The following is a 21,053-nucleotide window of genomic DNA, read 5'->3' on the forward strand; positions in this document are numbered from 1 at the left end:
GATGGCTGCCACCACCGCCCCGACCCCGGTCCCCACCGAGCTCACGCGGCCCGGCATCGGCTGGTTCCTGCACGACGGGATCGTGGTCGCCAAGCGCAACCTCATCCAGGCGCTGCGGGTGCCCGAGAGCATCTTCTTCTCGCTCGTGCAGCCGGTGATCTTCGTCTTCATGTTCGCCTACGTGTTCGGCGGCGCGATCCCCATCCCTGGCGATGCCGCCGCCGACGCCTACCGGCAGTACCTGATCCCGGGCATCTTCGGGCAGACCGTCGCGTTCGCGGCCGCGGCGTCCACCGTCGGGCTCGCCGACGACCTCCACAAGGGCATCGTCGACCGCTTCCGCTCGCTGCCGATGGCGGCGTCCGCCGTGCTCTTCGGACGGACGGCGGCCGACGCGCTCCAGCAGATCGCGGTGCTCGTGGTGCTCTCGATCACCGGCTTCATCGTCGGATGGCGCATCGAGAACGGCCTCTGGAACGCGGCGCTGGCCTACCTGCTGCTCCTGCTCTTCGCCTACACCGTGGCGTGGGTCGGCGCCTGGGTCGGCCTGCACATGCCCAACCCGCAGACCGCGAGCACCGCAGGGCTGATCTGGCTGTTCCCGCTCACCTTCCTGTCGAACGCCTTCGTGCCTCTGGCCGGCATGCCGCCCGTCGTGCAGACGATCGCGGAGTGGAACCCGGTGTCGTCGCTCGTGCTCGCCTGCCGCGAGCTGTTCGGCAACCCGACCGGCCTCGTGCCCCAGCTCGAGTCGGCGGCGTGGCCGATGCAGAACCCCGTCGCCTACACGCTGATCTCGTGCACGGTCGTGATCGCGGTCTTCAGCGTCCTCGCCGTCCGCAAGTACCGCGCGACCAGCTGACGACGCACGAAGGCCCGGCACCTCGAGGTGCCGGGCCTTCGTCGTACGCGGGGCGCCTATCCGGTGTAGGGCTCGGCCTTCAGGATCTCGACGTTGAGCGTCTTGCCCGCCGGAGTCGTGTAGCTGACGGACGTGCCGACCTTCCGTCCGAGCACCGCAGCACCGAGCGGCGAGGTGGGGGAGTAGACCGAGATGGAGGCGGTGGCGGCCTCCTCGCGCGAGCCGAGCAGGAAGGTCTCCTCCTCGTTGAACTCCACGAGGCGCACCGTGACGACCTGGCCCTGCGCGACCTCGCCCTCGGTGGCCGGAGGGGCGCCGATCTTCGCGTTCTCGAGCAGGTGGGTCAGCACCTTCACGCGGGCCTCGTTCTTGCCCTGCTCCTCCTTGGCCGCGTGGTAGCCGCCGTTCTCCTTGAGGTCGCCCTCCTCGCGCGCGGCCTCGATGCGCTTCACGATCTGCGCACGACGCGGTCCCGACCGGTCGGCGAGCTCCTCCTGGAGGCGCTCGAAGGCCTCCTGGGTCAGCCAGGTCTCGGTCGTCTGGGTCACGGGAGGTCTGCCTTCGTTCGGAGGTGGCTCGTGGTCAGGGGGATCAGCGTACGGCGCGACGCCGGGGGACGGCCTACGAGCCGTCGACGACCGGGATCTGCGGGGGGTTCGTGGTGCCGGGCAGGAAGCCGGGCGGGTCGACCCTCGGCGGCTGCCCCGCGGTGCAGTCGAGCACCTCGGCGCTCGTGGCCTCGGCGTACGTCGCGAGCGGGTAGGTCACCTGGACGTAGTCCCGGCCGGGCGTGATGCGGATCGACGCGTAGCCGACATCGGTGTGGTCCTCGGCGCGGGCCCGGAGCACGCAGAAGGTCTCGTCGAGGGAGTTGCGGCGCACCTCGAACGTGACGTCGACCTGCTGCGGGGAGACGACCGTGAAGGCGAGCAGCTTGGACTGGGTGTCCGGCGTCGCAAGCCGGTAGCCGAGGCCGAGGACGCCGGCGACGAAGCCGATCACGAGCACTGCGAGGACGCCGATCACCACGGGGTTCGTGCGGCGGACGCCGTACCGGGCGGCCATGGCCGGGGTGAGCAGCAGGCCGGTGCGCGCCTCACGGCGCGGCTCGGTCGCGGGCTCGGTCACCGGGCTGCTCCTCACGGTCGTACGGGTCTGGGAGACTGTGGCGGTACCGGGGCGCCGAACGTCCTGGTCCAGTACCAGTGACCAGTGTCCCTCACCCGGACCGAACCGCCACGACCAGGAGCGACCGTGACCGCTGCACCCCACCTGCCGGGGCCGGGCGAGCCCCTGCGCCTCATGGCGGTGCACGCCCACCCCGACGACGAGTCGAGCAAGGGGGCCGCGTCCGCCGCGCGGTACGTCGCCGAGGGCGTCGAGGTCCTGGTGGTCACGTGCACCGGCGGCGAGCGCGGCGACGTGCTCAACCCGAGCCTGGCGCACGACCCTGCTGTGCTCGCCGACCTCGCGGCCTACCGCCGCACCGAGATGGCGCGCGCCGCGGAGATCCTGGGCGTGCAGCAGACCTGGCTGGGCTTCCACGATTCCGGCCTCCCCGAGGCCGACGAGGACGGCGTCGTCCCCCCGCTGCCCGAGGGCTGCTTCGCGCTCGTCCCGCTCGACGAGGCGACCGAGCCGCTGGTGCGCCTCGTGCGCGAGTTCCGCCCGCACGTGCTGACGACGTACGACGAGAACGGCGGCTACCCGCACCCCGACCACATCAAGACGCACGAGATCTCGATGCGCGCGTTCGAGGCGGCCGGCGACCCCGAGCAGTTCCCCGGCACGGGCGAGCCGTGGCAGCCGGCCAAGCTCTACTACCACCTGACCTTCCACAAGGCCCGGCTCGTCGCGCTGCACGAGATGTGCCTCGCCGAGGGCATCGACTCGCCGTTCGCCGACTGGCTCGCGGGCTGGGAGGACAAGCCGGAGGACGCCGCCCGGCTCACGACGCAGGTGGAGTGCGCAGCCTGGTTCGAGGCGCGCGACGAGGCGCTCAAGGCGCACGCCACGCAGATCGACCCCGACGGCCGCTGGTTCGCTGTCCCCATGGACGCGCAGCGCGCCGCCTGGCCCACCGAGGACTACCAGCTCGCGCGGTCGCTCGTCCCTGTCGGCGAGGGGATCGAGGACGACCTGTTCGCGGGCGTCCGGCCCGAGGCCCAGTCCGACTCCTCCGAGATCACGAGGTCCGCGTGAACCACCTCTGGCTGCTGGCAGCCGCTGTGTCGCCGTCGCCGTCGCCGTCGTCCACCGAGCCGGCGATCGACCCCGACCGCGTCTCGCCCGGCATCCTCGGCTTCCTCGCGGTGGTGTTCCTCGCCCTCGCGATGGTCGTGATCTGGAAGAGCATGAACAAGCAGCTCACGGGCATCGACTTCGACGAGAACGACACCGAGAACCCGCGCTACACCCGCAAGAAGGCCGAGCGCGCCGCGCAGCGTGCGGCCGCCGAGGGCGCGCTCCCGACCGGCGACGCCCCCGGCGCCCCCGACGCCTGACCTGCCTCACGCACTGAACGGCCAGAAACCGCAGGGATTCTCGGTCACTTCCGTGCGTGAGCCGGGTGCCATCACGCGCCGACGAGCGGCGAACCGAGCGACATCGCCGGAGGACCGTGCGATCCTCGAACCATCTGCCGAGCGACGAGGGGATGCCGTCATGGTCGAGGTCGTGGAGTCCGAGGTCCTGGACAGGGAGCCCGAGTCGCTGCTGCTCCGTCTCGAGCAGAAGCTGCAGCAGGTGGTGCTCGACGTCGTCGACCACGGCGCCGGGCCGCTCGTGGGCTCCGCGGCGTACGGCGACGCCCGCCTCGCCGACACCGGAGACCGGGATGCCGCGATCGCGCTCATGATCCGCGAGTCGGGGATGGCCACCGGCGGCACGGGGTTCCTCACCGGTTTCGGCGGCTTCCTCGCCCTCCCGCTCACCTTCCCGGCGAACGTCGCGGGCAACCTCGTCTTCAACTCGCGCATGGTGGGTGCCATCGCCCACCTGCATGGGCACGACCTCGACGACCCGCACACGCAGGCCTCGATCCTGCTCACCGTCGCAGGTGCCGACGCCGAGAAGGTGCTGACCGAGCTCGGCGTCGACATCGGCGACTCCGGCACCCACGAGGCCATCAGGAAGCTGCCCGTCCCGGTCGTGCACGAGATCAACAGGCGCGCGGGGATCTTCCTCGTGGCGAAGTACGGCGGCAAGCGCCTGGCCTTCACCGCCGTACGGTCGATCCCTCTCGTCGGCGGCCTGGTCGGCGGCGGCATCGACGCGGCTCTCACGCAGTACGTCGGCGGCCTCGCCACCCGCACGTTCGCCGCGTCCTGACCGGGCGCCGTCCTAGTCGGAGTCGCTGCGCCGCAGCCGCTTGGTCTCTCCCCGGCGCTTCTTCTCGGCGATCCTCCGGTCGACCGAGCCCCGGGTGGGCTTGGTGGCGCGCCGCGGCCGTGGCGGCGGCGCGATCGCGGCCGTGACGAGCTCGACCAGCCGCCGCTCGGCCGCGAGGCGGTTCTGGTACTGGCTGCGCTGCTCGGACGCGGTCACCGACACGACACCGTCGACGAGTCGGTCGGCCAGCCGCTCGAGCGCGCGCTCCTTCAGGGCCGGCCCGAGCGCGGAGGTCGCGGCGACGTCCCACAGCAGCTCGACCCGGGAGTCGGTCGTGTTCACGCCCTGGCCGCCCGGCCCGGACGACCGCGAGAATCGCCAGGAGAGCTCGGCCTCGGGGATGACGACCGAGCCACGGATCTGCAGATCACCGGGCATGCGCCCATCCTGGCCCGTGGCGATGGCTCCGGCCGCGCGGGTTACCGTGGGCGGGTGCTGCGGATGCTCGCGACCCCGAGGTGGATCGGGCTGTCGGTGACGGCCCTTCTCCTCATCGTCGCGTTCGGCGGCATGTCGTACTGGCAGTGGCAGCGGGCCCAGCGCGACGAGATCCCGGTGCGCGAGACGGTCGCCGCCGCGGAGCTGCTCACCGCCGACGCCCCGCTCGCCGGTTCCGACTACGGAGCCCCGGTCGAGCTCACGGGGACGTACGACCTCGCGGCGCAGGTGCTCGTCGACCACGGGCAGGGCGAGTTCTGGGTCGTCACCCCGCTCCGCCCGTCGACCGGCCCCGCCGTCCCGATCGCGCGCGGCACCGTCACCAGCCCGACCGACCCCTCCGCGGCGTCGGTCGCGACCGGCGTCGTCACCGTCCGCGGGCTCGCGCAGCCGTTCGAGGGCGACCCGGGCACCGCGGTCCCGGGCGAGGAAGGCATCGTCGAGCGCCTCACGGCGTCCGGGCTCGCCCTGCCGTACCCCGCGGTGCAGGGCTGGGTCGCGCTCACCGGGCAGGAGCCGCAGGCGCAGCCGGCGCTCGTGCCGGTGATCCCGCCGTTCGGCGTGGCCAGCGGCTCGGGCATCCGGCTGCAGAACGCCGGGTACGCCGTGCAGTGGGTGCTCTTCGCCGCGTTCGTGGTGTTCGTGTGGTGGCGCTTCCTGCGCGAGGACGCCCGGCTCGCCGCGGAGCAGGCGCCGCCTCCGGTGGCAGAGCCCTCCCGGCCCGAGATCTACTAGACGCAGCACCCCGAGAGAGGACCCTCGTGATCACCGCCCCTGTGCCCATCGTCCGCAAGGCCCTCACGCGCTACCGCGTGATGGCCTGGATCGTCGGCGTCATGCTGCTGCTGCTCGTGACGGCCATGGTGCTGAAGTACGGGTTCGGCGTCATCGAGACGACAGCCCCCGTCGCGATCGCGCACGGCTGGCTCTACATGATCTACGTGATCGTGGCGCTCGACCTCTGCCTGCGCATGCGCTGGCCCTTCCTGCGCATGGTGTTCGTCGTGCTGGCGGGGACGATCCCGTTCGTCTCGTTCGTGGCCGAGCACAAGGTGCGGCTCTGGGTCGAGGCCGAGATCGCCGGCGTCGAGGCCGCGCAGACCGCTCCGCAGGAGCCTGCGGCGTCCTGACTCAGCGGCTCGCGGCGTCGAGGAACGCGAGCACCAGCGGGTGCACGGACCCGCCGTCGAGCGAGGTCATCTGGGGCTGGAACAGCGTGCCCAGGTAGAACGGGTGGCCCTCGAGCTCGACCGCTTCGACCCCGGCGTCCGGGGCGAAGGCCGAGAACGTGAGCCCTGCCTCCACGAGCATGTCGCGGTAGCGGAGGTTCACGCCGTAGCTGCAGAAGTGGAAGCCGTCGAACGGCTCGAGCCCGCAGATCCCCGCCATCCGTGTGCCGGGCACCGCGGTCACCGGCCGGACCTCGCCCACGAGGCTGCAGGCGAGCGCCGCGACCACCACCTGCTCGGCGTCGGGCTCGGTCTCCTGGTGCCCGGCCTCGTGCACGCCGATGTGGTTGCGGGCGAACTCGAGCACGAGGTGCTGGAACCCGCCGCACGTGCCCAGGGTCGCGAGCCCGTTCTCGCGCCGGTGGCGAAGGACGGCGTGGACGGCGTCCTCGTCGGCGTACGGCGTGCCCGGCACGGCCCACACGCCGTCGGCGTCGGCCAGCGCGGGGTCGTCGGTCCGCGTGGTCGGCACCCAGGCGAGGGTCGCGTCGGGCGCGAGCCTGTCGACGAGGACGTCGAGGGCACGGTGGGTCACGAAGGCCGGGTCGCGGTCGCCGAGCAGCGCGATCGAGGTCACGAGTCCGCCGTCGGTCGCGTCACGTGCCCGGGTTGACGAGCTGGCAGGCGTCGCCGAAGGCCCGCGCGCTGGAGACGACCTTGGCCTGGTCGGCGAACTCGACGGCCTCGAGCACGGCGTCGGCCTTCTGGGCGAGGCCGGAGCCGTCGTCGACGTACTCGGCCCGCGCCTGCTCGGCGATGGTCCTCCCTTCGGCCAGCTGCTCCGGAGCGACCTGCCCGATGAAGCCCGCGGCGAGCCCGAGCACCGTTCCGCACAGCTGGAACGCCGCGATCGCGGGCGGCACCGACGTGGTCGGACCGAGCGTGGGCTCCTCGCTGGCCGTCTCGGAGGGGGTGTCCGACGCGCTCGGCGATGCCGGTGCGCTCGACGTGGCCGCAGCGGACGACGACCCGGGTGCGGACGACGTGGCGACGGGGTCGGTGCCGCCGGTGCACGCGGTCACGGTGAGAAGCAGCAGGGCTGCTGCCGCGATGGCTCTCGTGCGCACGTCGTCCTCCCGGGGTCTCGCACCGAGGCTAGGCGACGGCCGGCCGGTACGGTGCACCGCATGGCCGCCTCGCCCTCCGTCGCGCCGGCGACGGGAGCGGTGCTCCGCTCGGGGCTGGTCTGGGCGTTCGTCGGCGTGCTGCTGTTCTCGATGTCGGTGCCGATGACGAAGGTGGCGGTCGGCGGCTTCGACCCATTCTTCACGGCCGCGGGTCGTGCCGTGATCGCCGGCGCTCTTGCCCTGGTGCTGCTGGGGATCCGGCGGGTGCCCTTCCCCGAACGACGTCACCTCAAGCCGCTGCTGTTCACCATGCTCGGAGCTGTGTTCGGCTGGCCGATCCTCATCGCCCTGGCGCTGCAGCGCACCACGTCCGCGCACGTGGCCGTCATCGCCGCCTTCATGCCGTTGACCACGGCGCTGTTCGCGGTGCTGCGGCACCGCGAGCGGGTGTCGGGCCAGTTCTGGCTCGCGGCCTGCGCCGGCACCGCGGCCCTCGTGGTCTTCGCGCTCAGTCGCGGAGGCGCGGACGGGGCCGACCTCACCGCAGACCTGCTCGTGGTCGGAGCGGTCCTCGCGTCGTCGTGGTGCTACGTCGAGGGCGCCGCCGTCAGCCGCGAGGTGCCGGGGTGGCAGGTGATCTCGTGGGTCGTCGTGCTGGCCCTGCCCGTCACGGTGCCGTGGATGCTCGCGCTCTGGTTCACCGCGCAGACGGCGTACGACCCGACAGGCGTCGAGTGGCTCGCCCTCCTCGGGCTCGGCGTCTCGTCGATGTACCTCGGCTTCTTCGCGTGGTACCGGGGTCTCGCGCTCGCCGGCACTGCTCGCGGCGGTCAGGTGCAGCAGCTGCAGGCGCCGCTGACCCTGGTGTGGTCGGCATGGTGGCTCGGCGAGGCCGTCACGCTCGGCACCGTCCTCACGGCGCTCGTGGTGATCGCGTGCGTGGTCTGGGCCCAGCGCGCGCGACCCGCGACGGTGGTGGCACCGGAGGAGTGAGCGCGGCGCGGGTCTGCAGGTCGCGCCGCATCCCGAGAGCCGTCGACGGCCGCGGCCGTGCCTCGGGATCGTCAGGTGGCCACGCCGGCGTCGGCGAGGGCCTTGGCGACGCCGCCGCGTGAGCGCACGCCGAGCTTGCGGTAGATACGGGTCAGGTGGGTCTCCACGGTCTTCACCGAGAGGAAGACCGTCGAGGCGATCTCGTTGTTGCTCAGGCCCTCCGCCACAGCAAGGGCGATGCGCAGCTCCTGAGGCGTCAGGCCGACCGTTGCGATCCTGGCGGGCGACGAGAGGCTCCCGCCTGCGGCTGCGAGCTCGCGCTCGGCGCGCTCAGCCCAGGGCGCAGCGTCGCTCCGGCGGAAGAGCTGCGTCGCCTCGGTCAGGGGTGCACGGGCGTCGGCGGGCCTTCGCGATCGTCGCAGCCACTCGCCCTGGAGGAGGAGTATCCGTGCGAGCTCCCAGGCGTTCGTGCCGAGGCGCCCGAGCCGCACAGCCTCGTCGAACCGCCGCTCGGTGTCGTCGGTCTGGGCGAGGGCGTGCCCGAGCTCGACCAGTGCCGCCGCCCGTCGCGACCCCAGGCCGCGGGACCGATGCTCGAGCTCGACGGCGATGCGTTGGGCTTCCCCGGTGCGTCCGAGCCCGCTGAGCACCTCCACCTTGAGCGCGAGCGACGCGAAGGCCACCCCCCGTGGCCGGGTCGACTGCAGGGCCTCGACGTCCGCCAGCTCGGCCAAGGCCTCCGCGTTGCGCCCCGATCGCAGGTGCAGGAGCGCGCGGCAGTAGCGGGCCTGGCGGGCCGTGTATCGGAAGTCGTCGATGTCGCATGCAGCCGCGAGCGCCTCGATCGCGATCTCCGCCTCGATGTCGTCACCTCGGCGCGACTCCACGATCGCGAGCAGCTCGTACACATCCGTGACGAGCCAACCCAGCGAAGGTGCGAGCGACAGCAGGTTGCGGAGGATGCCGGCCGCCTTGGCGTGCTGGGCGCGGTCCAGGGCTTCCTCTGCGTCGAAGCGATCGGCCAGAGCAGCCCAGCGAGGCTCTCGGGACCGACGGAAGAGCGAGCATGCGGTGCGTTTGCGGCTTGCCAGCGTTTCGCCGTCCCACGAGGCCTCGTCGAGCCACGCGGGCGCCATCAACCAGAGGGACAGGTACGGCAACGGCAGCTGCTCGGGGTCGACCTGCTCGCTGGCGACCAGCCCCTGACGCAGCAACGGGAGAGCGCGCTCATTCTGTCCGAGGAACTGCCACATCCCTCCCGGCATCAGCGAGTCGAGGCCGAGCGACCCTTCAGGGCCCCAGCTCTCGAGCATCTCGGCGGCACGCTGCACGCCGTCGTAGTCGAGCCGCTGCATGAGGATGTCCCCGTAGACCTCGACGAGCTCTCGTCCCGCCGGTCCGTTGCTGATCCACGTCAGCGACTCCCGGAACAGCCCGGTCTGCTCCTGGCCCGTCAGGTGCTCCTCGCCCAGCACGATCGCGGCACGTGCTCGTAGCTCCGGGTCGGAGCAGCGCTCGACGACCTCGCGGGCCGCTCGGGCGGACGAGGCCCGGAACCGGTCGAGCTCGAGGGACAGCACCAGCCGTCGCCAGCGCGCGTCAGGGAGGGGGGACAGGGCTGCCGCCTGCGCGGCGAGGGCCCCTGCCGCCGCTGTGCCGCGCCTCGCCGCGACGTCGGGGACCATGGCCTCCAGCCCCGCGGCCAGGTCCTCGTCCGGGCCGACTGCTGCGAGGGCGGAATGCCGCAGCATCAGCTCGGCGTCGTCCAGCTCGCGATGGACCTCGGCCAGCAGCCTGTGCGCGGCACGGCGCTCGGCCTCCGTCGCGGACCAGTGCACCGCAGCGCGGACAAGAGGGTGGCGGAAGCGGAGCTCGGCGCCCGGGAGCAGCAGCCCAGCATCGACGGCGGGCTCGAGGTCGCGCGGCGAGAGCTCGGCGCGCAGGAGCGCCCGCGCCAGCACCGTGGTGTCGCCGGAGTCCTCGGAGGAGGCGATCACGAGGGCTCGTCGTGCGGGTGCCGGGAGCGCGTCGACCCCTCGTGCGTAGTGCGCCGATACCGACCGTCCGACCGGCAGCGTGGGGGGCAGCGGCGCCGCTCCGCTCATCACCTCGGGTGCGAGGAGCGCGGGGGCCTCGACGAGGGCGAGGGGCACGTCCCCGAGCGAGGCGGCCAGCTCGTACGCGACCTCGGGCGGGGTCGAGGGCGAGACCGTGAGCAAGAGCGCCGCAGCCTCCGCCCGCGGCAGCGCCTCGACTGCGAGGTGCTCGATCTCGGGCAGGCGCGGCGGGTCATCGATCTCGGGCCGGGCCGCGAGCAGCAGCGCGACCGCGTCGTCGAGGAGCCGCCGCGCCGCGAAGCGCAGAGCTGCGAGGGATGCCTCGTCGAGCCACTGCACGTCGTCGACGACGAGCGCCAGCGGCTGCAGGGCCGCTGCCTCGCTCACCGAGCTGAGCAGCGTCCATGGATCTGCGAGGTTGCCTTCCCCGAGCAGCGGGCGCAGCAGCGACAGGCCAGACCCGGAGATTCCTGACTCGGACTCGACCGCGGTGATCCTGAACGTCGTCATGCCGGCTGCGCGGGCCGTCGCCTCGCCGTGGTCGAGCAGGGTCGTCTTGCCGATCCCGGGGAGCCCGACCAGGAGCAGCGCACCCGCGCGTCCGGAGCGCGCGGTCGCCAGCAGGTCGTCCACGGCCTGCTTCTCGTGCTCCCGTCCCATCATCACCAGCACACCGTCGCACCGCCGGGGCGTGAGCGGGAGACGTCTGGCGAAGGTAGGGGGATTTCCCTGATACCCCCTCCTCGCCGCCGTCCCTAGCGTTCGAGATGTCGGGAAACGGCCCGGCACCCGAACCTGGAGGACCCGATGACCACGCAGACGATCTCCGCGATCAGCACCCCGTCCCGTCGCGCCCTCGCGCTCGGCGCCGCCGTATCCCTCACCGTCGCGGCCCTCCTCATCGGGGCGATCGCCGGCGCAGGTGCCGCGGCCTGGTGGCAGTCCCGCACCGCCGCCGCCGCCACGACGACCACCGCCCTCGTGGTGCCCCGCACCGCGCTGGACCCCGCGACCCACCACTACGGCGCCCGCGCCGCGCAGTTCGAGGCAGCCCCCGCTCTCGCCACCGCCGCCGCCGCCCCGGTCGCCGTCGCCCGCCCGGCGCTGGACCCCGCGACCCACCACTACGGCGCCCGGGCGACGCAGCTCGAGGCCGTGCCGGCACTCGCCGCGACGGGCACCGTGCTGCGCACCCCGGTCGACCCCGAGAGCCGCTTCTACGGCCGCACCCGCCTCGCCCGCACGTCGTCTCCCGACGTGGTGGCGCCGGTCGCTGCCGCTCAGGTGAGCACCCCCGAGACGCACCTCTACGGGGCGCGCTCGGGGTCCTGAGCGACTCGACCATCTGCGGGAGCCGGCGCCGACGGGGCGCCGGCTCCCGCTCGTGCGTGCGCGGGCGGCCCGCTGGTGCGGATACGTTGTCTGTCGAAGAGGGGACCCCGTCACGGTCGGAGGACGCGTGGGCTCGTCATACGTCCCGCCGCAGCATGGCGCGTGGGCATTCCTGGCGCTGCCCGTCATGCTGGGGGTGCTCGTCACGCCGTGGACGCCGCTCATCCTGCTGCTCGCCCTCGCCTGGGTCGCGGTCTACCCGCTGTCGTACGCCGCTTTCGGGCTGGCCCGTGCGCGACGCGCGACCCGCTTCCGCCGGCCGCTCGCGGTCTGGGCGGTCGTCACGCTCGTGCCGGCGATCGCGCTGGTCGTCGCTCTCCCGTGGCTCGCGTGGGTCGGCGCGGCGTACGCCGTGTTCTTCCTCGTCAACCTCCAGTACGCACGACGGAACGACGAGCGCGCGCTGACCAACGACCTGGTGTTCGTGTTCGAGTGCGCCGCGATGGTGCTGGTGACCTGGGCGGTCGGCGTCGGAGAGCAATCGCTCGTGCCGCCGCCCGTGGTCGACGTTCCGATCGAGGTGTGGGTTCTCGTCGCGGTGACGGCGCTCTCGCTCACGGGGTCGACGCTGCACGTGAAGTCGCTCATCCGGGAGCGGCGCGACCCGCGGTTCAGTCGCGCCTCGCAGACGTTCGCCGTGCTCTCCGTCGTCGCGGCGGGCGCACTGGCCGTGGCGTGGGGCCTCCCGTCCGGCTGGTGGCTCGTGGTGCCCTTCGTGCTGCTCGCGATCCGTGCGTTCCTCGTCGGCCGTCGGCCCCGCAAGCCGATGGTCATCGGCCTCGTGGAGCTCGCGGGCCTCGTCGCCGTCTGGATCGGCGCGCTGCTCGCGAGCATCTGACGCGCCAGCGGTCCGAACCCGCACGACCGGCAGCAGGTCGCGCTGCCAGACTGCCGCCGTGGACATCCTCTCCGTGCTGCCGGCGTTCCTCGTGGTGGTGCTCGTGATGGCGGCCAGCCCCGGCCCCGCGATGGCGCTGATCCTGCAGCGCGCGGGCCTCCACGGCTTCCGCGCCGCGGTGCCCACAGTGCTCGGGGTCGAGCTCGGGCTGTTCCTGTGGGCTCTCGCGGCCGGGCTCGGGCTCGCCGCCCTGATCGCCGCCAGCGAGACGGCGTTCCTGGTGCTCAAGGTGGTCGGCGCGGTGTTCCTCGTGTACCTCGGCGTGAAGGCGATCCGGTCGGGCTGGGCCCTCCGCGACCGCAGCGGCGTCGAGCCGATGCCCGCACCTCCGAAGCCGCACTCCGACCGTGGCGCGTTCGCCGAGGGCCTGATCGTGCAGCTGGCCAACCCCAAGGCGGCGGCGTTCACCTTCGCGTTCTACCCGCAGTTCATCCCGCACGAAGGCCCGGTGCTGGCGACGACGCTCGTCCTCGCCACGATCCAGGTGGTGATCGAGACGGCTCTCTACCTCGGTCTCGCCGCCGCCGTCGGGAGCGCGTCGGTGTGGTTCAGCCGCACGAGGATCCGACGCCGCATCGACTACATCAGCGGATCGGTGCTGATCCTGCTCGGCCTGCGCGTCGCCACCGCGTCGCGCTGACCCCATCCGAAGGGCGCTGGCAATGGCCACAACCGAGGACGTGCTGCTCGCGGACGAGCGAGCGACGCTCCAGGCGTTCGTCGACGACCAGCGGCGCGAGATCGCGTCGCTGCTCGACGGTGTCTCCGAGGAGGAGGCGCGTCGCAGCCTCGTGCCGTCGCTCACCACCCTCGCGTCGATCGTGAAGCACTGCGCCTTCGTCGAGAGGGTGTGGTTCCAGGTGGGGCTCGCCGGTCGCACCCGCGCCGGGCTCGGGCTCCCCGACGACGTCGACGACAGCTTCGTGCTCGACGACGCCGACACCGTCGAGTCGCTGCTGGCGGACTACGCCGAGGCATGTGCGGAGTCGGACCGCATCGCCTCGGGCCACAGCCTCGACGACCTCGTGCTGCACAACCGCCGCAGCCCGCTCACGCTCCGCTGGGTCTACGCGCACATGATCCGCGAGCTCGCCCGGCATGCCGGTCACGGCGACATCCTGCGCGAGCAGATCGAGGCTGCCCGCGGTCGGCAGGACCCGTGACCGAGCAGAGCGCCGGACCGCTGCCTGCAGTTCTCGCCGGGGCAGCCATCGACGACGAGGTGCACGCGCTGGTGCCCGGCTACCGCGCCCTGCTGATCGCGGCCACCGGCGTGCGGGGCGGTCCCAGCGACGAGCGCAGCGACGCCGCGCTGCGCAGCGCCGAGGGCTCGGCGCGGGCCCGTCTCGACGGGGGAGCGCCCGAGTCGCTTCCCGAGATCGCGGCGTGGCGCGACGCATTCCTCGCGTTCGGCGTGAAGCCCCGGCAGGCGCGCAGCAGCGTCGAGGCCCTCGTACGCCGGGTCGACGCCGGGCTCCCGCGCATCGACCGGCTCACCGATCTCTACAACGCCGTCTCGGTGGAGCACCTCATCCCGATCGGTGGCGAGAACCTCGCCCGCTACGCCGGGCCGCCGCGACTCGTGCGCGCGGTCGGTGACGAGCCGTTCGACACCGTCGCCGACGGCGAGCTCGTCACGGTGAGCGCGGACCCGGGCGAGGTCCTGTGGCGCGACGACCTCGGCGCCACGTGCCGGCGCTGGAACTGGCGGCAGTGCGTCCGCACCCGCCTGGACCCGACGACGACCGACGTCCTGTTCATCCTCGACGGGCTCGACCCGCTCGACGCCGGCCGGCTGCACGCGGCGGGCGAGGCGCTCGTCGAGCACCTGCGCGCCGACGCCCCCGCCGTGGAGGTGTCATGGCGCCTCCTCGACTCGTGAGCACCGAGCAGACCGAGTGCCGGAGGCCCTCATGATCTGCTGCCAGTTCATCTTCATGCCCGGCCAGTACGACGACGAGTTCCATCGGCTCGACGGCGAGATCGAGGCCTTCGCGCGCAGCCTGCCGGGGTTCGATCGGGTGGAGACCTGGCAGTCGGCCGACGGCCGCACCGTGAATGCGACGTACTACTTCGCGAACCGCGCGGCGCTCGCCGAGCTCTCCTCGTTCCCGCTGCACCTCGAGGCGAAGGGCAAGGTCGCCCGCTGGTCCGACGGCTACCGCATCGTCGCGAGCGAGGTCGACGGCCTGGCCGCGATGGGGCTCAGCCCGGGCGGTCGGTGGCGCTGCGAGTGACGTGCACGATGTCGAACAGCGCGAAGTTCCAGCCCAGCCACGGGATCGGGAATCGGGCGCGGCGGATGTGGTCGCCGGCGAACTCCGTCTCGATCCATGCCCGCATCGCGGGGTAGTGGTTGCGATGGTCGATGGCGACGGTGCGCTCGTGGTCCTGGCCGAGCTTGCGCGCCTTGGGCACCATGACGATCCGACGTAGCAGCCGGAGCAGCATGCCGGGTTCCATGGGCAGGTAGATCGTGATCGTGCCGCCCGGTCGTGTCACCCGCCTCCACTCGGAGAGCGCCCGGTGCGGATGGTGCAGGTGGGCCAGGAGGCAGGTCGCGATGACGCGGTCGAACGAGGCGTTGTCGAGCCCGCCGAGGTCCTCGGCGTCGAGCCGGGCGCGCACGACCGAACCGCCTGGCTCGACGCGGCGTACGGCGTCTCCGGCAGGCACCAGCAGGTCGGTCTCCAGGTAGGAGTCGAAGTCCCGCACGTACGCGGCGTGCTGCCCGGCGCCGGCGCCGAGCTCCAGCACCCGTCCCGAGGAGCTCGCCCTGAACGGGCGCTCCATGAGCCGGTGCACCCAGTCGGAGACGAAGCCGACGGCGCCGGTGTACATCACGGACTCGTACGCCTCGCCGTAGTAGCGGTCGAGTGAGCGCGACAGGCGCCGGTCGGTGGCGGCCGAGGCCTGCCAGACAAGGACAAGGAGCCAGCCGAGCAGCACCACGTAGAGCATCGTGTAGCGGTCGGGCAACGGTGCGGGCACCCGCGCCGGCAGCATGAGCAGCACCGTGATCAGAGTGGCGCCGGCCAGCCGCACCCGATGCCGGCCGTCGCCCACAAGGGCCAGAAGCGCGGTGACCACCCACACTGCGTGGTGGTGCCAGGAGATAGGGGTGACCAGCACGCTCGCGAGCCCGAGGATGCCCACGGCCGCCACAGGCTGCTGCACCCGCACTGCGCGCGAGGCGCCGGTCAGCCCGAGTGCGAGTGTCAGCGCGATCAGGACGAGCCACAGCGTGCTGGCGGCTGGCGACGGCAGGCCGTCGACCAGCCCTCGCCACGACTGGTTCATGACGGAGTCGCCGAACCCGTCGATCTGCTCGTTCGTGCGGAACAGCACGAGTCGCTCGACGTATGTCGCGGTGTCGCCCCGCAGGACAACAGCAGCCAGCAGCCAGCAGCCGGCCGTCGTCGCGAGAGCTGTGACCGCCGCGCGGTACTGGCGCGTGGCGAGCCAGTGCAGCACGAAGATGCCAGGGGTCAGCTTCACTGCCGTCGCGATGCCGACCAGGACTCCTTGCGCGCGGGGGAGGCGGCGCCCGACCACGAGGTAGTCGATGCAGCAGCCGAGCATCAGGAGCAGTCCGAGCTGTCCCAGAGCCAGGACCTCGGCGACGGGGGTGACGGTCAGCGCGACGAGGGTGAGCCCGACCACGAGGAGTGCACGCCCGAAGGCGTCCGGGGCTCGGCGCAGCAGCGGCTGTCCCGTGAGCAGGATGACGAGGGCGAGGGCGCCGGCGTTCACCACGTACGAGAGCGGGAAGAGGATCTCGAGCGGTGCCATCGTGAGCGGCGTCATGACCAGACCGCCGAAGGGCGGGTAGGTCCAGTAGCCCGGCGCGAACTTGACGTCGTACAACGGCTGCCCGGAGGAGATGACCTCGCCCGCTTGGCGGTAGACGGAGAGGTCGGACGCATCCCAGGTGATGAAGGCCCAAGCGGTGTACCACTGCATCAGGGCCGCGATGCTGGCGGCCGCGGTCAGGACGAGGATCACGCTGACGACGAGGAGCTTCGAGTCGCGGGCATCCTCGGCGCGGACGGCAGGCGTCTGCTGTACCCCGCTGAGAGTCATGCCGTCCTTCGTCCGCCGCCCGATGGTCACAGGATGTAGTGGGGCGGGTGGTCGCTTCGTCGGCCGAACGGCTGATTCGTCGCCGCATGAAGGCGATCCCCGCACACCCCGGGCACATCGCGGCGCGTGACGAGCACCGGATGGCCCAGCGAACGGCAGAGGCTTGCCCTCGACCGTTCAGTGGACCGGGGGCGCCCGAGCGTGCGCTGGGTGAGGATGGGGAGGTGCCCAACCGTCTCGCCGCCGCGACCTCGCCGTACCTCCTGCAGCACCAGGACAACCCCGTCGACTGGTGGGAGTGGTCGGACGACGCCTTCGAGGAGGCGCGTCGTCTCGACCTCCCGATCCTGCTGAGCGTCGGCTATGCCGCCTGCCACTGGTGCCACGTGATGGCGCACGAGTCGTTCGAGGACGAGCGGGTGGCGGAGTTCCTGCGCGGTCGCTTCGTGGCGATCAAGGTCGACCGCGAGGAGCGGCCCGACGTCGATGCGGTCTACATGAGCGCGACGCAGGCACTGACGGGGCACGGCGGCTGGCCGATGACCGTCTTCATGACGCCGCAGGGACAGCCGTTCTACGCGGGCACCTACTTCCCGCCGCAGCCGCGGCACGGGCTGCCGTCGTTCGGGCAGCTGGTCGCCTCGATCCACCGCTCGTGGACCGAGCAGCGCGGCGAGGTCGACGGCGCTGCCGGTCGCATCACCGAGGCGCTGCGCGAGACGCGGCTCGACCTCGGCACGCCGGACCCGCTCGACCCGGCTGTGGTGCGCGCCGCGCTGGACCGCGCGGTCGACACCCTCGCCTCGCAGTACGACAGCACGCGCGGCGGCTTCGGGGCCGCGCCGAAGTTCCCGCCGTCGATGCTGCTCGAGGGTCTGCTGCGGTCGTACGCGCGCACCGGCGACCCGCGCGCGCTCTCGATGGTCGAGGGCACCTGCGAGGCGATGGCACGCGGCGGCCTGTTCGACCAGCTGGCGGGCGGGTTCGCGCGCTACTCCGTCGATGCCGAGTGGGTCGTGCCGCACTTCGAGAAGATGCTCTACGACAACGCGCTGCTGCTGCGCGTCTACGCCCACTGGTGGCGCGCGACCGGCGACCCGCTGGCCGAGCGCGTCACGCGGATGACGGCGACGTTCCTCCTTGAGCGGCTGCGCACGCCGGAGGGCGCCTTCGCCTCGGCGCTCGACGCCGACTCCGAGGGCGAGGAGGGCAAGGCGTACGTCTGGACGCCCGATCAGCTGAACGACGTGCTCGGTGAGGCTGATTCTGCCTGGGCTGCACGGCTTCTCGAGGTCACGCCGCACGGCACCTTCGAGCACGGAGCGTCGGTGGCGCAGCTCCTCGATGACCCGGACGACGCTGAGCGGTGGCAGTCCGTGCGGTTGCGGCTCCTCGCCGTACGGGACGAGCGGGTGCAGCCCGGCCGCGACGACAAGGTGGTGACCGCGTGGAACGGCCTGGCGGTGGCCGCGCTCGCCGAGGCGGGCGCGCTGCTCGAGGAGCCCTCCTGGGTCGAGGCTGCCGTGACCGCGGCCGATCACGTGCTGACCGCGCACGTCGACGCGGCTGGAGCGCTGCTCCGGGTGTCACGTGACGGTCGCGCCGGCACGCACCTCGGAGTGCTCGAGGACCACGGAGATCTCGCCGAGGGTCTGCTCGCGCTCCACCAGGTGACGGGGGAGCGGCGGTGGCTCGATGCCGCGGGCTCGGTGCTCGACCAGGCGCTCGACCGGTTCCGCGATTCCGCGGGCGGCTTCTACGACACGGCCGACGACGCGGAGCCGCTCGTGGTCCGGCCGCAGGACCCGACCGACAACGCGACGCCGAGCGGATGGACGGCGACCACGCAGGCGCTGCTGACGTACGCGGCGCTGACGGGCAGCGACCGCCACCGCACCGCGGCCGAGGAGTCGCTGGGGCTGCTCGTGAGACTCGTCGGGAGCCACCCGCGGTTCGCGGGCTGGGCGCTCGCGGCGGCCGAGGCCTGGCTCGACGGCCCGCGCGAGGTGGCGGTGGTCGGAGACCAGGCCGACCCGGCCGCGACCCTGCTCCGGCGTACGGCGCTCCTCTCGACCGCTCCCGGCTCGGTGCTGGCCGCCGGGCCGGCGGGGTCCGAGCACCCGCTGCTGGCGGGCCGCCCGCTCGTGGCGGGGGCACCGGCGGCGTACGTCTGCCGGCACTTCACGTGCGACGCCCCGGTGACCGACCCGGCGGCGCTGGCCGTCGCCCTCGGGGCGCGTACGCCGTGAGCGATCAGGCTGGACGCAAGCCTGTAATGAAGTAATCATGCTTGCATGACAACAGAGGAGATCCGGGGCTGGCTCGTGGGCCGGCTCCCGCAGGACTGGTTCGACGGCACCCCCGAGGTGACGATCGACCGCGAGGAGATCACCGTCGTCGGCACCCTCACGGTGCCCGACCTCCCCGACACCGCGTCCGACGCCGAGCGCGCAGCCGCTCGTCGCGGCCGGGTGAAGGGCTTCCGCGAGGACACCCGCGATAAGCGCATCGAGATCGCGCGCGAGATCGAGCACCGCACGGACCGCAAGGTGGCGTGGGGCGTGAAGGTCGGCGACGAGCAGGTGCTGTTCACGCACCTCGCCGTGCCGGTGATGACGCGGCTGCGTCAGCCGGAGCGCGCGGTGCTCGACACCCTGGTCGACGCCGGCGTGGCACGCTCGCGCGCCGAGGCGCTGGCCTGGTGCGTGAAGCTCGTGGGCAAGAACGCCGACGACTGGCTCGGCCAGCTGCGGTCGGCGATGGAGGAGGTCGAGCGCGTGCGCGCGACCGGCCCGACCAGCTAGACCCGTTCGACACGACGGCGCCCGCACCGAGAGGTGCGGGCGCCGTCGTCGTACGTGCGCGTCAGCGGGTGGAGTACAGGACCAGCGAGACGGCGATGTACTGGGTGATGAAGCCCGCGAGCGTCAGCGCGTGGAAGATCTCGTGGAAGCCGAACCAGGTCGGCGACGGGTTGGGCCGCTTGAGCGCGTAGACGATGCCGCCTGCGGAGTAGCAGAGGCCGCCGACCGCCAGCAGGATCACGACGGCCGGTCCGCCCGCGGCCCAGAACGCCGGCAGGTAGAAGACCGCGACCCAGCCGAGCGCGATGTAGATCGGCGTGTAGAGCCAGCGCGGGGCGCCGACCCAGAACACGCGGAACAGCACGCCGAGGATCGCGCCCGTCCAGACGAGGATCAGCAGCGTGCGCTCCTGCTCCCACGGCAGCAGCACCACCGCGAACGGCGTATAGCTGCCCGCGATGATGAGGAAGATGTTCGAGTGGTCGAGGCGCTTGAGCAGCACCGTGACCCGCGGGCTCCAGGTGAAGCGGTGGTAGACCGCGCTCGTGCCGAAGAGCATCACGGCGGTGATCGAGTAGAGCGCGGCGGCCCAGCGGTACTCCGCGGGCGTCAGCGCCACCAGCACGATGCCCAGCACGAGCGCGACCGGGGCCATGCCGGCGTGCAGCCAGCCGCGCAGGTGCGGCTTCTCCGGGGCGGCGGCAGGGGCGACGGAGGTGTCAGCGGCGTTCACTACTAGAGCGTAACCTACGCAACCGTAGGTTGGCACGTGGCGGGGGCCGCGCTGATCGCCACGCACGGGGTGCCGCCCTGCGGCCGGCAGGGGAGACCCGACCGTGTCCCGGCAGTCCCCCGTACGCGACTCGGACGCGGGTACCCTCGCGCATGGACGTCCGACCGCAGGGTCGGGCGTCGACCTCACAGGAAGGGCGCGAGCTGCGGTGGCGCTGAGCGATGTCCTGTACGGCGTGTACGAGCGCCGGCTCGTCGCCTCGCTGGACCGCACCAGGATCCCGCGGCACGTCGGCGTCATCCTCGACGGAAACCGGCGCTGGGCGGCCGACCAGGGCTCGAGCACGGCGCACGGGCATCGCGCCGGTGCCGCCAAGATCGAGGACCTCCTCGGCTGGTGCGAGGAGGTCGACGTCGAGGTCGTCACGCTGTGGCTGCTCTCGACCGACAACCTCGAGCGCCCGGCCGGCGAGCTCGACCCGCTCCTCGCGATCATCGAGGAGACCGTGACGGGCCTGGCCTCGCACGGCACCTGGCGGATCCACCCCGTCGGCGCGCTCGACCTCCTGCCCGCGCACACCGCCGAGGTCCTCAAGAAGGCCGAGTCGGACACCTCCACGCGCAGCGGCATCATCGTGAACGTCGCGGTCGGGTACGGCGGGCGGCGCGAGGTCGTCGACGCCGTCCGCGCCCTGCTCGCCGAGCACGCGGCACGCGGCACCACCCTCGACGACCTGGCCGCCGCGGTCGACGTCGAGCACATCGCCGAGCACCTCTACACCGCCGGCCAGCCCGACCCCGACCTCGTCATCCGCACCTCGGGGGAGCAGCGGCTGTCGGGGTTCCTGCTCTGGCAGAGCGCGCACACCGAGCTGTACTTCTGCGAGGCCTACTGGCCCGACTTCCGCAAGGTCGACTTCCTGCGCGCGCTGCGCGCCTACGCCGCACGCGGCCGCCGCTTCGGCTCCTGAGCCGCCTCCGGCGTGGTGAAGGCCGGGAATGGTGCGCTCATAGCAGCGAAGTCCCCTACCGGGCGAGGGCTTCGCCCATCGTCGCCCGGCGGGGGCCCACCCTTCATCGCATACAGAGGGGCGGGGTGGAGGGCGCG

24 protein-coding genes are annotated in these 21,053 nt (G+C 72.5%); 16 read left to right on the forward strand and 8 right to left on the reverse strand.

All coding sequences use genetic code 11. The features are described 5' to 3' along the window. Position 1 precedes the first annotated feature (1 nt). Positions 2-862: an ABC transporter permease gene (locus ACFQGU_RS05635; protein WP_386764569.1), complete on the forward strand. Its 861-nt coding sequence runs from the start codon at positions 2-4 to the stop codon at positions 860-862. Between the two features lie 56 nt (positions 863-918). On the opposite strand, the gene greA is transcribed toward ACFQGU_RS05635, so the two are convergent. Together greA and ACFQGU_RS05645 are read right to left on the reverse strand one after the other, a co-directional pair. Beyond that, positions 919-1,410, reverse strand: coding sequence for a transcription elongation factor GreA (greA, locus tag ACFQGU_RS05640; protein ID WP_386764571.1), 492 nt, complete (start codon positions 1,408-1,410; stop codon positions 919-921). A gap of 73 nt (positions 1,411-1,483) precedes the next feature. Continuing rightward, positions 1,484-1,990: a DUF4307 domain-containing protein gene (locus ACFQGU_RS05645; RefSeq protein ID WP_386764573.1), complete on the reverse strand. Its 507-nt coding sequence runs from the start codon at positions 1,988-1,990 to the stop codon at positions 1,484-1,486. 174 nt (positions 1,991-2,164) lie between these two features. Between ACFQGU_RS05645 and mca the strand changes: the two genes are divergently transcribed. The 3 genes from mca (at position 2,165) to ACFQGU_RS05660 (ending at position 4,192) form a co-directional block, all read left to right on the forward strand. Then, complete coding sequence (mca, locus tag ACFQGU_RS05650) at positions 2,165-3,064, forward strand: mycothiol conjugate amidase Mca (protein ID WP_386768168.1); 900 nt, start codon at positions 2,165-2,167, stop codon at positions 3,062-3,064. Further along, positions 3,061-3,366, forward strand: coding sequence for a hypothetical protein (locus tag ACFQGU_RS05655; protein ID WP_386764575.1), 306 nt, complete (start codon positions 3,061-3,063; stop codon positions 3,364-3,366). The genes mca and ACFQGU_RS05655 overlap by 4 nt, the downstream gene beginning before the upstream one ends. Before the next feature lie 160 nt (positions 3,367-3,526). Beyond that, positions 3,527-4,192 (forward strand): hypothetical protein, encoded by a 666-nt coding sequence (locus ACFQGU_RS05660; protein ID WP_386764577.1) that lies wholly within the window; start codon positions 3,527-3,529, stop codon positions 4,190-4,192. Between the two features lie 12 nt (positions 4,193-4,204). Here the strand turns inward: ACFQGU_RS05660 and arfB are convergent, their stop codons facing one another. After that, positions 4,205-4,630, reverse strand: coding sequence for an alternative ribosome rescue aminoacyl-tRNA hydrolase ArfB (arfB, locus tag ACFQGU_RS05665; protein ID WP_386764579.1), 426 nt, complete (start codon positions 4,628-4,630; stop codon positions 4,205-4,207). Positions 4,631-4,693: 63 nt separating this feature from the next. On the opposite strand from arfB, the gene ACFQGU_RS05670 reads away from it, so the two are divergent. Together ACFQGU_RS05670 and ACFQGU_RS05675 are read left to right on the forward strand one after the other, a co-directional pair. Next, complete coding sequence (locus tag ACFQGU_RS05670) at positions 4,694-5,425, forward strand: SURF1 family protein (protein ID WP_386768170.1); 732 nt, start codon at positions 4,694-4,696, stop codon at positions 5,423-5,425. Positions 5,426-5,451: 26 nt separating this feature from the next. Further along, a complete protein-coding gene (locus ACFQGU_RS05675; protein WP_386764581.1) occupies positions 5,452-5,820 on the forward strand; it encodes a DUF3817 domain-containing protein in 369 nt (122 codons plus the stop codon). A 1-nt stretch (position 5,821) separates the two neighbouring features. Here the strand turns inward: ACFQGU_RS05675 and ACFQGU_RS05680 are convergent, their stop codons facing one another. Together ACFQGU_RS05680 and ACFQGU_RS05685 are read right to left on the reverse strand one after the other, a co-directional pair. Continuing rightward, complete coding sequence (locus tag ACFQGU_RS05680) at positions 5,822-6,496, reverse strand: hypothetical protein (protein ID WP_386764583.1); 675 nt, start codon at positions 6,494-6,496, stop codon at positions 5,822-5,824. Positions 6,497-6,515: 19 nt separating this feature from the next. Next, positions 6,516-6,986, reverse strand: a complete 471-nt coding sequence (locus ACFQGU_RS05685) for a hypothetical protein (protein WP_386764585.1) — start codon at positions 6,984-6,986, stop codon at positions 6,516-6,518. 60 nt (positions 6,987-7,046) lie between these two features. Here ACFQGU_RS05685 and ACFQGU_RS05690 point away from each other — a divergent pair, with 60 nt between their 5' ends. After that, positions 7,047-7,979 carry a DMT family transporter gene (locus ACFQGU_RS05690; protein WP_386764587.1) on the forward strand — a complete coding sequence of 311 codons (933 nt, stop codon included), beginning with the start codon at positions 7,047-7,049 and terminating at the stop codon, positions 7,977-7,979. Positions 7,980-8,050: 71 nt separating this feature from the next. Here the strand turns inward: ACFQGU_RS05690 and ACFQGU_RS05695 are convergent, their stop codons facing one another. Then, positions 8,051-10,699: a LuxR C-terminal-related transcriptional regulator gene (locus ACFQGU_RS05695; RefSeq protein ID WP_386768172.1), complete on the reverse strand. Its 2,649-nt coding sequence runs from the start codon at positions 10,697-10,699 to the stop codon at positions 8,051-8,053. 144 nt (positions 10,700-10,843) lie between these two features. On the opposite strand from ACFQGU_RS05695, the gene ACFQGU_RS05700 reads away from it, so the two are divergent. The 6 genes from ACFQGU_RS05700 to ACFQGU_RS05725 all read left to right on the forward strand — a co-directional run bounded on the left by ACFQGU_RS05700 (position 10,844) and on the right by ACFQGU_RS05725 (position 14,563). Beyond that, positions 10,844-11,368: a hypothetical protein gene (locus tag ACFQGU_RS05700; protein ID WP_386764589.1), complete on the forward strand. Its 525-nt coding sequence runs from the start codon at positions 10,844-10,846 to the stop codon at positions 11,366-11,368. A gap of 127 nt (positions 11,369-11,495) precedes the next feature. Further along, positions 11,496-12,266, forward strand: a complete 771-nt coding sequence (locus ACFQGU_RS05705; protein WP_386764591.1) for a YwiC-like family protein — start codon at positions 11,496-11,498, stop codon at positions 12,264-12,266. 58 nt (positions 12,267-12,324) lie between these two features. Beyond that, positions 12,325-12,966 carry a LysE family translocator gene (locus tag ACFQGU_RS05710; RefSeq protein WP_386764593.1) on the forward strand — a complete coding sequence of 214 codons (642 nt, stop codon included), beginning with the start codon at positions 12,325-12,327 and terminating at the stop codon, positions 12,964-12,966. Positions 12,967-12,988: 22 nt separating this feature from the next. Next, positions 12,989-13,489, forward strand: a complete 501-nt coding sequence (locus ACFQGU_RS05715) for a DinB family protein (protein WP_386764594.1) — start codon at positions 12,989-12,991, stop codon at positions 13,487-13,489. After that, a complete protein-coding gene (locus ACFQGU_RS05720) occupies positions 13,486-14,208 on the forward strand; it encodes a B3/B4 domain-containing protein (protein ID WP_386764596.1) in 723 nt (240 codons plus the stop codon). Before ACFQGU_RS05715 ends, ACFQGU_RS05720 begins: the two co-directional genes overlap by 4 nt. Before the next feature lie 16 nt (positions 14,209-14,224). After that, positions 14,225-14,563 (forward strand): antibiotic biosynthesis monooxygenase, encoded by a 339-nt coding sequence (locus ACFQGU_RS05725; protein WP_386764598.1) that lies wholly within the window; start codon positions 14,225-14,227, stop codon positions 14,561-14,563. Here ACFQGU_RS05725 and ACFQGU_RS05730 read toward each other — a convergent pair. Continuing rightward, positions 14,532-16,409 carry a glycosyltransferase 87 family protein gene (locus ACFQGU_RS05730; RefSeq protein ID WP_386764600.1) on the reverse strand — a complete coding sequence of 626 codons (1,878 nt, stop codon included), beginning with the start codon at positions 16,407-16,409 and terminating at the stop codon, positions 14,532-14,534. The genes ACFQGU_RS05725 and ACFQGU_RS05730 overlap by 32 nt on opposite strands. Positions 16,410-16,633: 224 nt before the next feature. On the opposite strand from ACFQGU_RS05730, the gene ACFQGU_RS05735 reads away from it, so the two are divergent. Both ACFQGU_RS05735 and ACFQGU_RS05740 read left to right on the forward strand, forming a co-directional pair. Further along, on the forward strand, positions 16,634-18,658 hold the full coding sequence (locus tag ACFQGU_RS05735) for a thioredoxin domain-containing protein (RefSeq protein WP_386764602.1): 2,025 nt from the start codon (positions 16,634-16,636) through the stop codon (positions 18,656-18,658). A gap of 45 nt (positions 18,659-18,703) precedes the next feature. Beyond that, the gene (locus tag ACFQGU_RS05740; RefSeq protein ID WP_386764603.1) at positions 18,704-19,213 is read left to right on the forward strand and encodes a hypothetical protein; all 510 of its coding nucleotides are present in this window, start codon (positions 18,704-18,706) and stop codon (positions 19,211-19,213) included. 61 nt (positions 19,214-19,274) lie between these two features. Here ACFQGU_RS05740 and trhA read toward each other — a convergent pair whose 3' ends face one another. After that, positions 19,275-19,946 (reverse strand): PAQR family membrane homeostasis protein TrhA, encoded by a 672-nt coding sequence (gene trhA, locus ACFQGU_RS05745; protein WP_386764605.1) that lies wholly within the window; start codon positions 19,944-19,946, stop codon positions 19,275-19,277. A gap of 208 nt (positions 19,947-20,154) precedes the next feature. Here trhA and ACFQGU_RS05750 point away from each other — a divergent pair, with 208 nt between their 5' ends. Next, entirely contained in the window at positions 20,155-20,916 is a 762-nt protein-coding gene (locus ACFQGU_RS05750; protein ID WP_386764607.1) for an isoprenyl transferase, read from the forward strand. Positions 20,917-21,053: the final 137 nt, after the last annotated feature.

The organism is Longivirga aurantiaca (genome assembly GCF_042660085.1).
In the GTDB taxonomy this organism is placed as follows: Bacteria; Actinomycetota; Actinomycetes; order S36-B12; family CAIYMF01; genus Longivirga; species Longivirga aurantiaca.